Below are 12,870 nucleotides of genomic sequence, written 5' to 3'. Positions count from 1 at the left end.
ACAGCACGAAGACGGCTAGGGAGCGCGGGGGTTGGCGGGGGGCCAGGTGTGGCGGGGTGAAGTCTTGTTGCGCGGCTCGAAGGATATGGGGCGGGCATCGCGCACACCCAGCAGCCAAGCCAGCACGAAGAGCGCGGCCATTGCCAGAGGGATCGTCCCGCACAGGGGGCATTTGAAAATGCCGGACAAGCCACTGGCAGCGCTGCCGTCCAGATCGCCATCAAGGCTCGGGCCGGCATTGGATTCGCCTGAGCAGAACGCACCACCCAGGCCGCTCAGTTCCAGGCCCATCGCCTTCCCATGGTGCAGACCGCAGGCGAACAGATTGAACAGGACGCACGCATAGAGCATCCAGGCAATCAGCGAGCGGTTGCGTCGGAAGGCATCCAAATCAGTCATGCCTGGTTCCATCCATCATGTTGCTGACCCTGAAGGGCCTTGGTCGAGCTGATTTCAGACTCAGCATAGATGCGCTTTTCCAGCGCACCGCACACTCGTGCGCACCGGCCATCCAGCATTCCTGCGCGTACGTCAGGCCAGGAGGCAATTCGGTCGTCGAGTGCAAAGCCGGGCGTACCGGCGACGGATTCAGCGAAGAGGAGAGGCGCGAGGATTGGCCGAAGGCCAGAGATAGCGCGGGGGCGCCTTGCGCCGCGTTTCGAAGGTGCTCGGGCGGGCATCGCGAACACCCAACAGCCAGGCCAGGGCGAACAGCGCGGCCATTGCCAGAGGGATCGTCCCGCAGAACGGGCATTTGAAAACGCCGGACCAACCACTGGCGGCGCTACCGCCCAGGTCGCCATCGAGACCCGGGCCGGCATTGGACTGGCCGGAGCAGAACGCGCCGCCCAGGCCGCTCAACTCCAGGCCCATCGCCTGCCCGTGGTGCAGTCCGCAGGCGAACAGATTGAACAGGACGCAGGCATAGAGCATCCAGGCAATCAGCGAGCGGTCAGGGCGGGCGATTTTCATGGGCAGCGACTCTAGCACCGTGGTTGCAGCGCTGGAAGCCGGGGCTGCGTGAGGTGCGTAGACGCACTGCAATGCCCAGGCCGCCACGCTGATTCGTGTGGTGCAACAGTACCCGGAGACCATGGAGCACTTGGCGAGCCTGGCCTGAGTCCGTCCCGCCCCACCCCGCAGCGTCTGGAATTTCTTTATTCGGCTCATCTGATGAGCCGAATAAGCCCTCCTATTCGGCTCACAAGGGGCATCGGTTGCCTCCTCCCGCGTCGCAGGCTTGGTTGCGGCCGGGGGTGGAATCCCGAACACGAGCGGAATGCACAACGCCATAAGCAGTCGAGGGGAAGGGCCTCACCTCAGCACCCTGACCCTGTGGGGGCGAATTCATTCGCTGACGGCAGCGCAGCTGCCCCTTGGGACTTCGTAGGGCAGGTCTTCGACCTGATTAGCGATTGAAATCGCCCCCACAGGAAAAGCCGCCCGCGAGTCCCCTCAAGCGCCGACCGCAAACCCCCGCAGAAAACCCGCATAAGGCTTGGGCAGGGGAAAGTCCAGGTCGCCGCGCTTGCTGGTGGAAAGCCGCAGTTCACCCAGCATTTCCACCATCTTCAACGCAGCGCTGACGCCGTCGATCACCGGCACGCCGATCTCCTCCTGCAGCGCGGCAGCCAGATGGCTCATGCCGGCGCAGCCGAGGACGATGGCGCCCGACTCATCGCACTCCAGCGCTTCCAGGCAGGCCCCACGCATGATGCGGAACAGCCCGTCCGGGTCTTCATCCAGCGCCAGCACCGGAATCTCCACGGCATGGATGCCTCGGCAGTGTTGGTGAAAGCCGTAGCGCTCCACCAGGTGGCGGGCGATGACCTTGGTGCGGCCAAGCGTGGTGACGACGCTGAAACCGGTGGCGACCCAGGTAGCCAGGTGCATGGCCGCTTCGGCGATGCCGATCACCGGGTACCGTGCGATTTCCCGCGCCGCCAGCAGGCCGGGGTCACCGAAGCAGGCGATCACGTGTCCTTCTGCGCCGTCCCGCTCGCCGTCGCGAATGGCCTGAAGCAACCCGGGCACGGCAAGCGCTTCGTCGTAATGCCCCTCGATGGAAGCCGGACCTGCGCTGTTGGTCACGGCCAGCAACTGATTGCCGGGGCGCAGCAGGTGGCTGGCGGCTTCGGCAATACCGGAGGTCATCGCCACGCTGGTGTTCGGGTTGATCAGCTGGATTTTCATGGCCGAGGTCAGGTCTCGATCAGGTGTTTCAGCGGGTGGTAGTTGGCCTTGAGCTTGCCGGCCGACTCGACGATGGCGTTCTCGATGGCCCCCAGGTGGAAGCAGGTCAACTCGATGGCGGCGTTCTGGTTGCCGGCCTCGATGAACTCGATCAGGCGCAGGTGCTCGTCGTCGCGGCAGGCGTCATGGCGCTCGTCATCCAGGGCGGCGACATAGAGCGAGGCGCGCGAGATGAGCTTGCGGAACCAGTCCAGCAGCACCGGGTTGTTCAGCGCCTCGGCCAGCTTTATGTGGAACTCGCCAAGCAGGTAGATCAGGCGCTCGTGGTCATGGTTGCGCCGGGCTTCCTCTTCCAGTAGCAGGTGCTCGCGCAGGTCGAGCATGGCCGCGCTGTCGCGACGCCGGCAGAGCTCGGTGACAACGCCGATCTCGATCAGACGCCGCGTTTCGAACAGCAAGCGGATTTCATCATCGCTGGGCAGTGACACCCAGCAGCCCTTGTTCGGTTCGGAGGACACCAGGCCATCGGCCTCCAGTTGCTTCAGCGCCGCCCGCACCGAGGTGCGGCTCACGTTGAACAGCTCCGCCAGGGAGGCTTCCCCCAGTTTCATACCAGGCCGTAGCGAGCGGTTGCTGATGGCCTGGTAAACCCCCTGGTAGACGCGGTCCACCGTGGTTTCCAGTTTCTTGTCTGCCATTCGTGACTCCGTAAGTGCGTGTGCAACCCGGCTCCTGCAGGAAACAAGCAGGCAGAAAAACCCGGTTGCGTTGTCAGCATAATCCGAGTATTTCTAGATTGCATTCAATTTTTGCATACAAAAACAAGAGGAATGCACCATTATGAAGCACACGTCCTCCATCGAGGTGCAACGCGTCAGCAAGCGCTACACCGATGACCCCGAAGTGGCTCCCGCGCTCGACGATGTTTCGGTCAGCATCCGCCACAACGAGTTCTTCACCCTCCTCGGCCCGTCGGGCTGCGGCAAGACCACCCTGCTGCGCTCCATCGCCGGTTTCGAGCAGGTCACGTCCGGCTCCATCCAGATCGGCGGCCAGCGCGTGGACCAGCTCCCGCCCTACAAGCGCCGGGTCAATACCGTGTTCCAGAACTACGCGCTCTTCCCGCACATGAGCGTGGCCGAGAATATCGCCTTCGGCCTGGAGATGCAGGGGCTGGAGCGCAACGCCATCCCCGGTCGGGTCAAGGAGATGCTGGCCCTGGTGCAGATGGAGCACCTGGCCCGCCGTCGCCCCGCCGAGCTTTCTGGCGGTCAGCAGCAGCGGGTGGCCCTGGCCCGCGCCCTGGCGCCGCGCCCTGATGTGCTGCTGCTGGACGAACCCCTTTCCGCGTTGGACCTGAAGCTGCGCAAGGAAATGCAGGTGGAGCTCAAGCGCGTTCAGCAGGAAGCCGGCATCACCTTCATCTTCGTCACCCACGACCAGGAAGAAGCGCTGACCCTCTCCGACCGCATCGCCGTGATGTCCAGCGGCAAGATCCTGCAGATCGGCACCCCCAACGACATCTACGAACGCCCGCAGCACCGCTTCGTCGCCCACTTCATCGGCGACATCAACTTCCTCCCCGGCAACCTCAAGCGCTGCACCCAGAACGGCAACCTGTTCCAGCCTGAAGGACTGCCGGTGGAAATCCCCTGCGCTTCCGCCAACGGACTGGACAGCGGCAAGGCGCAACTGGCCTTCCGCCCGGAGCGCTCGAAGCTGGTGGACCCGTCCGAGCCGCACCACCTGCGCGGCGTGGTCGAAGCCGTGCTCTACGTCGGCACCGCCACGCTCTACCAGTGCCGGCTGGCCAACGACCTCAAGGTGATGCTGCGCGAGAGCAATGAAGGCGCCACCAGCTCCCGCCCCGTGGGCTCGCCCGTGGCCGTGCACCTGCCGCCCCACGCTTGCCTGCTGATGGAGGCCTGAGATGAGCGTCAGCGCCACCTCCCCAAGCCTCAACCGGCTGTTGCTGCTGTCGCCGGTGCTGCTCACCCTGCTCTGCCTGATCGCCATTCCGCTGGGCATCATGGGCTATATCAGCCTGCTGCCACGCAACCTTTACGGCGGAGTCGACTGGAGCGCCAACTGGCAGTGGCAGAGCTACATCCAGCTGTTCTTCCAGGAAGATTTCGACGGCAACCTGGAGCTGAACTGGGTCTACGCCCAGGCCCTGCTGCGCTCGGTGCTGCAGGCCGGCGGCACGACCCTGCTGTGCTTTATCGTCGGCTTCCCCGTGGCCCTGTGGATGAGCAGCCTCAGCGAGCGCTCGCGCAACATCATGGTGCTGCTGATCACCATCCCCTTCTGGACCAACCTGCTGATCCGCAACTACGCCTGGCTGATCATCCTGCGCGAGCACGGCTGGCTGGCCCAGAGCATCAATGCCCTGTTCCCGCAGGCCGGCGGCATCACCCTGCTGTACAACGATTTCGCCGTGGTGGTCGGGCTGGTCTACAGCTTCCTGCCGTTCATGATCCTACCGATCTACTCCACCCTGGAGAAGCTCGACTGGCGCCTGGTGGAAGCCGCCTATGACCTCGGCGCCAACCGCTGGAAGGCCCTGCGCCGGGTGATCCTGCCGCTGTCGATGCCAGGCGTGGTCGCCGGTTCCCTGCTGGTGTTCGTGCCGAGCCTCGGTGCCTTCATCACCCCCGCCATCCTCGGCGGCGGCAAGACCCTGATGATCGGCAACCTGATCCAGCAGCAGTTCGGCACCGCACGGAACTGGCCGCTGGGCAGCTCACTGTCCTTCCTCCTGCTCGGGCTGATGCTGCTGGCCCTGGTGCTTTACGCCCTCTACGCCAAGAAGGCCGCCAAGGCCGTTCGCCAGGGAGCCCGCTGATGATCGCCTCGCACTTGAAGAAACTGCCGCTGACCCGCGAAACCAGCCTGCTGGTACTGGCCTACCTGTACCTGCCGATCCTGGTGTTGATCGCCTACAGCTTCAACGCCAACCGCACCGCCACGGTATGGACCGAGTTCTCCTTCGCCTGGTACGGGCGCATCCTCGCCAACCCGTCGATCCAGGCGGCAGCACTGAACTCGGTGATCGTCGCCGGCATCGCCACCGTCTGCGCCACCGCCATCGCGCTGCTGGCGGCGCTGGCCACCTACAAGCCGTTCTACGGACAGAAGATGGTGGAAGGCGGGATCAACCTGCCGCTGATCCTGCCGGAGATCGTCACCGCCGTGGCCACGCTGCTGCTGTTCATGGCGCTCGGTATCAAGCTCGGTCTGCTGACGGTGATCGTCGCCCATATCGGCTTCTGCATCCCCTTCGCCTACCTGCCGATCCGCGCCCGCCTGAACGACCTCGACAAGAGCCTGCTGGAGGCGGCCAACGACCTCTACGCCAACCCCTTCCACACCTTCCGCCGCGTCACCCTGCCGCTGCTGTTCCCGGCGGTGCTGTCCGGCGCGGTGCTGGCGTTCGTGGTCAGCCTGGACGACTTCATCATGACCTTCTTCGTCGCGGGCCCCGGCTCGACGACGCTGCCGGTCTACATCTTCTCGGCCATCAAGGCCGGGGTAACGCCGGAGATCAACGCGATCTCCACTCTGATGCTGGTGATCTCCATCGTCCTGGTGGTGCTCTCGTACTGGCTCGGCCAGCGAGGCAAACCAGCCGCCTGAACCTTGTTCCACCACTGCCCAACCTGTTCTTCAACCCGGAGAAAAACAATGAAGTTGAAAGCATTGCGTCATGGGGTAGCCGGATTCGCCCTCAGCTGTTTCGCCGCCACCGTCGCCCAGGCGGACGAGCCCAAGGAGCTGTTCTTCTACAACTGGACCGACTACTACCCGGTGGAACTGCTGGCCAAGTTCGAAAAGGAAACCGGCATCAAGGTCACCATGGATGGCTACGACAGCAACGAGACCCTGCTGGCCAAGCTCCAGGCCGGCGGCGCCGCCTACGACGTGATCGTGCCGTCCCACTCCATCATGCGCACCCTGATCGAGCAGAATCTGCTGCAGGAAATCGACTCCCCCAGCCTGCCGAACTTCGCCCATGTGAAGCCAGCCTTCCGCAACCCCGACTTCGACCCCGGCCGCAAGTACTCGGCGCCCTATCTCTGGGGCACCACCGGCTTCTCCTACGACAGCGCAAGGGTGCCGGGCGGCAAGCTGGATGACTCCTGGAAGGAGTTCTTCGAGCCGCGTCCCGAACTGCAGGGTCAGCTCGCCGCGCTGGATACCCCGAGCAGCGTGATCAACGCCGCCAGCCACTACCTGGGCGTGGACGAGTGCACCGAAAACCCACAGGACGCCAAGCGCATCCTCGAACTGCTGCAGAAACAGAAACCCTTCCTGAAGATGTACAGCTCCGACAACACCGTGGACCGCATGGCCTCGGGCGAAGTGATCATGATGCAGAACTGGAACGGCTCAACCGCCCGCGCCACGCTGCAGAAGAGCACCATCAAGTACGTCTACCCGCGTGAAGGCGTGGCCATGTTCCAGGACAACTTCGCCGTGCCGAAGAGCGCGCCACACCCGGGCAACGCCAAGGTGTTCATCGACTGGATGATGAAGCCCGAGAACGCCGCCGCCGTGTCCAACTCCATCGCCTACGCCAACGGCGTCGACAGCGATGCGCTGCTGGACAAGAAGTGGAAGGTGATGGACGCCATCAACATGCCCGACGAGTTCGCCGAACGCCTGCGCCCGGAGAAGGAATGCAGCAACCAGGCCCGCGAACTGCAGGACCGCATCTGGTCCAAGCTGAAGGGCTGACATCGAACCGTATTCGTAGGATGTGGTTGAGCCTGCGAAACCCATCGCCCCGCGCACAGCAGCATGGGTTTCGATCCGCTCTACCCATCCTACGAACTGAGCCACCTGTGGGAGCGAATTCATTCGCGAAGGGCCGCGCAGCGGTCCCCCAACCTTTGCACTTTGCCTTTGAGGTCCCCATGACCGACACCTACTGGCTGCGCAACGTCCGCCCCTTCGGCGGCGCGGCTGAAGACTTCCTCATCCAGAACGGCCGCTTCGCCGAGCGCCGTCCTGCCAGTGATGCGCCGCTCGCCGCCGCTGACATCGACGGTGCCGGCCAGCTGATGACCTGCGCCCTGGTGGAAAGCCACATCCACCTCGACAAGACCCTCTGGGGCCAGCCCTGGCGCTCCAACAGCGCGGGCCCAACACTGAAGGACTACATCGCCAACGAGCGCCGTGTGCTGCGCGAAGTCACCGCGCCCATTGCCGAGCGCGCTGGCGCACTGCTGGAAAATTGCATCGCCCGTGGCTCGCTGACCATGCGCTGCCACGTGGACATCGACCCCGAATTCGGCCTGCGCCACGTGGAGGCCATGCAAGCCCTGCGCGAGCGCTACCGCGACCTGATCGACCTGGAACTGGTGGTATTCCCGCAGACCGGACTGGTCAGCCGCCCCGGCACCGCCGAGCTGATGCGCGAAGCCATGGGCCTGGGCGTCGAGAACGTCGGCGGACTCGATCCCTGCGGCATCGACAACGACCCCATCGCCCAGCTCGACATCGTCTTCGGCCTGGCCAGCGAGTTCGACCGGGGCGTCGACATTCACCTGCACGACAAGGGCGAGCTGGGCCTCTGGCAGATCGCCCGCATCGCCGACTACACCGAGCGGTTCAACCGCCAGGGCCGCGTGATGATCAGCCACGCCTACTGCCTGGGCATGGCGCCCTGGAGCCAGGTGAAGCCCCTGGCCGAACGCCTCGCCGCGCTGAACATCTCGCTGATGAGTTCGGCGCCCGCCGACTGCTCCGTGCCGCCCTTCCTCGCCCTGCACGAGGCCGGCGTGAACCTCTGCCTGGGCTCGGACGGCATCCGCGACGCCTGGTCCCCCATGGGCAATGGCGACATGCTCGAACGCGCCATGCTCCTGGCCTTCCGCTTCGACCTGAACAAGGACGAAGAACTGGCCACCGCCTTCGATGCTGCCAGCCAACACGGCGCCAAGGCCCTTGGCCTGGCTGAGCACGGCCTGGTCATCGGCGGCGCTGCGGACTTCCTGCTGATGGATGCGCAAAGCCTGGGCGATGCCGTGGTCACGCGGCCGCCTCGCCAGGTCTACCGCGCCGGCAAGCTGATCGCCGCCCAGGGCCGCCTGCTGGAGAGCCGCCTGTGAGCGCACCCCGCATCGGCCTGAAAGCCAGCTGCGTGGTGGGCTTCGATGGCACTCGTCATGTGCTCTGGCGCGACGGCGAAGTGGTGATCGAAGGCTCGCGCGTGCTCTTCGTCGGCCGGGGCTTTCCCGGCCCGGTGGACCAGTGGATCGACTACGGCAATGCCCTGCTCGGTCCCGGCTTCATCGACCTCGACGCCCTCGGCGACCTCGACTCCACCGTGCTCTGCCTGGACAACGGCGACGAGAACGCCATGGGCCGCATGTGGTCGGCGGAGTACCTCGCCCGCGGGCCGAAAGAGAGCTACAGCTTCGACGAAGAAGTTTTCAAATACCGCTACGCCTTCACCCAACTGATCCGCAATGGCATCACCACCGCCATGCCGATCACCTCCATGTACTACCGCGAGTGGGCGGAAACCTACGACGAATTCGCCGCCGTGGCCGGCGTCGCCGCCGAGTTGGGACTGCGTACCTACCTCGGCCCCTGCTACATGAGCGGCATGCAGTACCTGCAGGCGGACGGCAGCCGCGCCGAACACTGGGACGAAGCGCGCGGCCTGGCCGGACTGGACGCCGCCGAGCGCTTCTTCCGCGATTTCGATGGCACCCAGAGCGGGCTGATCCGTGGCGCCCTGCTGCCCGACCGTATCCAGACCTGCACCCCGGCGCTACTGCAACGCACCGCCGCCCTCAGCCGCGAACTGGCCGCACCGGTGCGCCTGCATTGCTGCCAGGGTCCTGGCGAGGTCGCCCTGGTCAAGGCAATGCGCGGCAAGGCGCCACTGGCCTGGCTGGAGGAGCTGGACCTGCTCGGCCCACGCGCCGTGCTGCCTCACGGCATCTACATCGAAGGTGACGACGACCTCGCACGCCTGGCGCATAGCGGCGCCAGCCTGGTGCACTGCCCGGTGGTGTTTGCCCGTGACGGCGAGGCACTCGATTCCTTTGGCCGCTACCGCGCCCACGGCGTCAACTTCGCCCTCGGCACCGATACCTGGCCGGCGGACCTGCTGGACAACATGCGCCAGGGCCTGAACATCGCACGGCTCAAGGAAGGTGGCAGCGCCAGCACCTCCGCCCTCGACCTCTACAACGCCGCCACCCTCGGCGGCGCCAAGGCCCTGGGGCGCGACGACCTCGGCCGCCTGGCACCCGGTAGCAAGGCCGACATCACCGTGTTCAGCCTCGACGGCCTGCACCTGGGCCCTCTGTTCGACCCGCTGAAGAACCTGATCCTCGCCGGCCGCGGCGACGACTGCATCGCCAGCTGGATCGACGGCCGCTGCGTGATGCAGGACGGCCAGGTCAACGGCGTCGACTACGCCAGCCTCCAACAGCAAGCCCAACGGCAGTTCCACAGGCTGATGCAAAGCCATGCCGACCGGGCATTCGGCCAACCCGACTGGCGCACCCTGTTCCAGCCGGCGATTCCCTTCGCCGACGCCTGGAGCGCGGACCGCCCGCTCTGCACCCTCGCCAGCCCGAACGACGACAAGAGATGACGCCATGCTGAGCTTCGACTTCGCCAAACTGAGCCCCCGCGAGAAATACAAGATCCTCATTGGCAGCGTGGTGCCTCGGCCCATCGCCCTGGTCACCACGGTGGACGCCGAAGGCCGCGCCAACGCTGCGCCCTTCAGCTTCTTCAACGCGCTGTCCGCCGACCCGCCGATCCTCGCCCTGGGGGTGGAAAACCACGCCGACCTCAGACCCAAGGACACCACGCGCAATGCCCAGCTGAATCAGGAATTCACCGTGAACATCGTCAACGATGCCCTGGTGGAAGCCATGAATGTCTGCGCCGTGCCCTTCGAACCGGGCTTCGACGAACTGGTGGCGGCGGGGCTCACTGCATTGCCCGGCAGCCGCGTCGGCTGCCCCTACATCGCCGAAGCTCCGGTCGCCCTGGAGTGCCGGCGAATGATGGGCCTGTCCATCGGCCAGTCACGGGAAATCATCCTCGGTGAAGTGCTGATGGTTCACGTGCGCGACGACCTGATCGACCCCGCCACCCTCTACATCGACCAGCTCGGCCTGGACGCCATCGGCCGCATGGGCGGCCACGGCTATGCCCGCACGCGGGAGTATTTCGATCTGCCGACCCGTTCCCTGCAGGCCTGGCGCGACGACCCCCACGGCGGTGAGCGCCAGTGGCCGCCAGCCAGCTGACCCCCTTTGTTCGAGAACACCCAGATGACCCAATGGATTACCCAGGTCCGCCCATGGGGCGGCGCAGCGGTGGATATCGCCGTCGACAACGGCCGCATCGCCGCACTGAGCCCACCGTCGCCACGCGCCCCCGAATCGGTGCTGGTGGAAGGCAACGGGCAGATCATGCTGCCGCCGCTGGTGGAGGCCCACGCCCACTTCGACAAGACCCTCTGGGGCGTGGACTGGCACAGCCACGCCGCCGGCGACAGCCTGAGCCAGCGCATTGCCAACGAACGCAGCCTGTTGCGCAGTATCGACACACCGATCGAGGAACGTGCCAGTGCGCTGATCCGCGAATGCATCGCCCACGGCTCGCTGCATTTCCGCTGCCATGTGGACGTCGACGCCCAACTCGGCAGCCGTCACCTGGAAGCCATGCTGCGGGTACGCGAACACTTCGGCGACCTGATCGACATGGAGTTCGTGGCCTTCCCGCAAACCGGGCTGCTGCGAGATCCGGGCACCGTCGACGCCCTGGAGCACGCCCTGCTCATGGGGGCGGAGAACGTCGGTGGGCTCGACCCCTGCGGAATCGACAACGATCCCATTGCGCACCTTACGCGGGTGTTCGAACTGGCCAGCACTCACCAGCGCGGCGTCGACATTCACCTGCACGACGAAGGCGAACTGGGCCTCTGGCAGATCGAGCGCATCATCGACTTCACCGAACGCCACCAGTTGCAGGGACGGGTCGCGATCAGCCACGCTTTCTGCCTGGGCCAGGCCCGGCCAGCGAGTCTCCAGACCATTGCCGAACGCCTGGCGGCGCAGCGCATTTCCATCGTCAGCACCGCGCCGGCGGATATCGAAGTACCGCCTTACCTGGAACTGGACGCGCGCGGCGTGAACCTCTGCCTCGGCTCCGATGGCATCCGCGACGCCTGGTCCCCCATGGGCAATGGCGACATGCTCGAACGCGCCATGCTCCTGGCCTTCCGCTTCAACCTGCGCCGCGACGAGGAAATCGTCGCCTGCCTGCGCGCAGCCACAGTCAACGGCGCCCGCGCCCTAGGGCTTGCCCACTACGGACTGGAACCCGGCTGCCATGCCAGCGGCGTCCTATTGCCGGTGCGCAATGTCGCCGAAGCCGTGGTGTCCCGAACCCACCGCCGCAGCGTGATCAGCAAGGGGCGATTGATTGCCCGCGACGGTCACTTCCTCGCCCTCTGAACTTAACCACCCGAGATCATCCAGCATGAAAAAGCACATTCTCGTCGGCGTCCTCGCCCTGCTCGCCGGTACCCAGGCCATGGCCCAGGACAGCCTGCGCATCGGCGTCGAAGCCAGCTACCCGCCCTTCTCCTACAAGAAAGCCGACGGCAGCCTGGCCGGCTTCGAGATCGACGTTGGCAACGCGCTCTGCGCGGAGATGAAAGTCACCTGCACCTGGGTCGAGCAGCCCTTCGATGGCCTCATCCCGGCGCTGCGGGTGAAGAAGATCGACGCCATCATGTCGTCGATGACCGTCACCGAAGTCCGTCTCAAGGTGGTCGATTTCAGTCAGAGCTACTACAAGACCCCGGCCCGCTTCGTCACCCGCAAGGACCGCCCCGAGATCACTGCCGAGGGTCCCCTCGACGGCCTGCGCGTGGCTGTGTTGCGCGGCAGCGTTCACGCCCGCTACGTGCAGGACAAACTCGTGCCGCGCGGTGTGCAGATGGTGCAGTACGGCTCGCAACAGGAAGCCGACCTGGACCTGATCTCCGGCCGCGTCGACGCCATGATGGCCGACGCCATCAACCTCAAGGAAAACTTCCTGCAGAGCGAAGGCGGCAAGGGCTTCGCCTTCAATGGCCCGAGCTACGACGAGGAGGAGTACTTCGGCAAAGGCGCCGGCATCGCCTTCCGCAAAGGCAACGAGGCCCTGCGTGACCGCTTCAACCAGTCCCTGGTCAACATCGGCCGCGACGGCACCTACCAGAAGATCTACGACAGCTACTTCCCCCAGGGCGAGGTCAGCAAGCTGATTCAGTGAGGCTTTTGTAGGTGGTGCGGGCGGCGTTCCGTCAGAGCGAAGCGAAGCCCAACGCTGCAGAGCCTGTGCCTGGTCACGTTGGGCCTCGCGGGCTCGGACCAACCTACGGGCCGTTGCGCGGCCTTGGCGAGGGACGGCTTTTGTAGGTTGGCGTAGAGCGTAGCGAAACCCAACGTTGCAGAGCCTGCGCCTGGCCGCGTAGGGCCTCACGGGCTCGGACCAACCTACGGGCCGTTGCGCGGCCTTGGCGAGGGGCGGCTTTTGTAGGTTGGCGTAGAGCGTAGCGAAACCCAACGCTGCGACGCCTGTGCCTGGCCACGTTGGGCCTCGCTGGCTCGGACCAACCTACGGGGCCGCTGTGTGGCTCTTGGCGAATGA

General features: G+C 65.3%; 13 protein-coding genes. 9 read left to right on the top strand and 4 right to left on the bottom strand.

What is annotated here, in order from left to right; all coding sequences use genetic code 11:
• Positions 1-15 precede the first annotated feature (15 nt).
• The 4 genes from DM872_RS03215 to DM872_RS03200 form a co-directional block, all read right to left on the bottom strand.
• On the bottom strand, positions 16-399 hold the full coding sequence (locus tag DM872_RS03215; RefSeq protein WP_256873279.1) for a DUF2946 domain-containing protein: 384 nt from the start codon (positions 397-399) through the stop codon (positions 16-18).
• Positions 400-588: 189 nt separating this feature from the next.
• A complete protein-coding gene (locus DM872_RS03210; protein WP_179058098.1) occupies positions 589-972 on the bottom strand; it encodes a DUF2946 domain-containing protein in 384 nt (127 codons plus the stop codon).
• Between the two features lie 483 nt (positions 973-1,455).
• Entirely contained in the window at positions 1,456-2,193 is a 738-nt protein-coding gene (locus DM872_RS03205) for an aspartate/glutamate racemase family protein (RefSeq protein ID WP_179058097.1), read from the bottom strand.
• A gap of 8 nt (positions 2,194-2,201) precedes the next feature.
• Positions 2,202-2,891 carry a GntR family transcriptional regulator gene (locus DM872_RS03200; protein ID WP_179058096.1) on the bottom strand — a complete coding sequence of 230 codons (690 nt, stop codon included), beginning with the start codon at positions 2,889-2,891 and terminating at the stop codon, positions 2,202-2,204.
• A 142-nt stretch (positions 2,892-3,033) separates the two neighbouring features.
• Between DM872_RS03200 and DM872_RS03195 the strand changes: the two genes are divergently transcribed.
• The 9 genes from DM872_RS03195 to DM872_RS03155 all read left to right on the top strand — a co-directional run bounded on the left by DM872_RS03195 (position 3,034) and on the right by DM872_RS03155 (position 12,492).
• Positions 3,034-4,122, top strand: coding sequence for an ABC transporter ATP-binding protein (locus tag DM872_RS03195; RefSeq protein WP_179058095.1), 1,089 nt, complete (start codon positions 3,034-3,036; stop codon positions 4,120-4,122).
• Position 4,123: 1 nt separating this feature from the next.
• Entirely contained in the window at positions 4,124-5,038 is a 915-nt protein-coding gene (locus tag DM872_RS03190) for an ABC transporter permease (RefSeq protein WP_179058094.1), read from the top strand.
• Complete coding sequence (locus DM872_RS03185; RefSeq protein WP_179058093.1) at positions 5,038-5,829, top strand: ABC transporter permease; 792 nt, start codon at positions 5,038-5,040, stop codon at positions 5,827-5,829. Before DM872_RS03190 ends, DM872_RS03185 begins: the two co-directional genes overlap by 1 nt.
• 48 nt (positions 5,830-5,877) lie before the next feature.
• Positions 5,878-6,930 carry an extracellular solute-binding protein gene (locus DM872_RS03180; protein ID WP_179058092.1) on the top strand — a complete coding sequence of 351 codons (1,053 nt, stop codon included), beginning with the start codon at positions 5,878-5,880 and terminating at the stop codon, positions 6,928-6,930.
• Positions 6,931-7,109: 179 nt separating this feature from the next.
• A complete protein-coding gene (locus DM872_RS03175) occupies positions 7,110-8,306 on the top strand; it encodes an amidohydrolase family protein (RefSeq protein WP_179058091.1) in 1,197 nt (398 codons plus the stop codon).
• Complete coding sequence (locus tag DM872_RS03170) at positions 8,303-9,808, top strand: amidohydrolase family protein (RefSeq protein WP_179058090.1); 1,506 nt, start codon at positions 8,303-8,305, stop codon at positions 9,806-9,808. The genes DM872_RS03175 and DM872_RS03170 overlap by 4 nt, the downstream gene beginning before the upstream one ends.
• A gap of 4 nt (positions 9,809-9,812) precedes the next feature.
• The gene (locus DM872_RS03165) at positions 9,813-10,475 is read left to right on the top strand and encodes a flavin reductase family protein (protein WP_179058089.1); all 663 of its coding nucleotides are present in this window, start codon (positions 9,813-9,815) and stop codon (positions 10,473-10,475) included.
• Positions 10,476-10,499: 24 nt separating this feature from the next.
• Positions 10,500-11,687 carry an amidohydrolase family protein gene (locus tag DM872_RS03160; protein ID WP_179058088.1) on the top strand — a complete coding sequence of 396 codons (1,188 nt, stop codon included), beginning with the start codon at positions 10,500-10,502 and terminating at the stop codon, positions 11,685-11,687.
• A gap of 25 nt (positions 11,688-11,712) precedes the next feature.
• The gene (locus DM872_RS03155; RefSeq protein WP_179058087.1) at positions 11,713-12,492 is read left to right on the top strand and encodes a lysine/arginine/ornithine ABC transporter substrate-binding protein; all 780 of its coding nucleotides are present in this window, start codon (positions 11,713-11,715) and stop codon (positions 12,490-12,492) included.
• The last annotated feature ends 378 nt before the right edge of the window (positions 12,493-12,870 follow it).

The sequence above is a fragment of the Pseudomonas taiwanensis genome (assembly GCF_013393345.1).
Lineage (GTDB): Bacteria > Pseudomonadota > Gammaproteobacteria > Pseudomonadales > Pseudomonadaceae > Metapseudomonas > Metapseudomonas resinovorans_C.
This window is presented reverse-complemented; position numbering and strand designations above follow the sequence as displayed.

Excerpts from the sequence above, each read along its gene's own strand:
- DM872_RS03215 (WP_256873279.1), bottom strand. The coding sequence starts at position 399 with ATGACTGATTTGGATGCCTTCCGACGCAACCGCTCGCTGATTGCCTGG.
- DM872_RS03210 (WP_179058098.1), bottom strand. The coding sequence starts at position 972 with ATGAAAATCGCCCGCCCTGACCGCTCGCTGATTGCCTGGATGCTCTAT.
- DM872_RS03205 (WP_179058097.1), bottom strand. The coding sequence starts at position 2,193 with ATGAAAATCCAGCTGATCAACCCGAACACCAGCGTGGCGATGACCTCC.
- DM872_RS03200 (WP_179058096.1), bottom strand. The coding sequence starts at position 2,891 with ATGGCAGACAAGAAACTGGAAACCACGGTGGACCGCGTCTACCAGGGG.
- DM872_RS03195 (WP_179058095.1), top strand. The coding sequence starts at position 3,034 with ATGAAGCACACGTCCTCCATCGAGGTGCAACGCGTCAGCAAGCGCTAC.
- DM872_RS03190 (WP_179058094.1), top strand. The coding sequence starts at position 4,124 with ATGAGCGTCAGCGCCACCTCCCCAAGCCTCAACCGGCTGTTGCTGCTG.
- DM872_RS03185 (WP_179058093.1), top strand. The coding sequence starts at position 5,038 with ATGATCGCCTCGCACTTGAAGAAACTGCCGCTGACCCGCGAAACCAGC.
- DM872_RS03180 (WP_179058092.1), top strand. The coding sequence starts at position 5,878 with ATGAAGTTGAAAGCATTGCGTCATGGGGTAGCCGGATTCGCCCTCAGC.
- DM872_RS03175 (WP_179058091.1), top strand. The coding sequence starts at position 7,110 with ATGACCGACACCTACTGGCTGCGCAACGTCCGCCCCTTCGGCGGCGCG.
- DM872_RS03165 (WP_179058089.1), top strand. The coding sequence starts at position 9,813 with ATGCTGAGCTTCGACTTCGCCAAACTGAGCCCCCGCGAGAAATACAAG.
- DM872_RS03160 (WP_179058088.1), top strand. The coding sequence starts at position 10,500 with ATGACCCAATGGATTACCCAGGTCCGCCCATGGGGCGGCGCAGCGGTG.
- DM872_RS03155 (WP_179058087.1), top strand. The coding sequence starts at position 11,713 with ATGAAAAAGCACATTCTCGTCGGCGTCCTCGCCCTGCTCGCCGGTACC.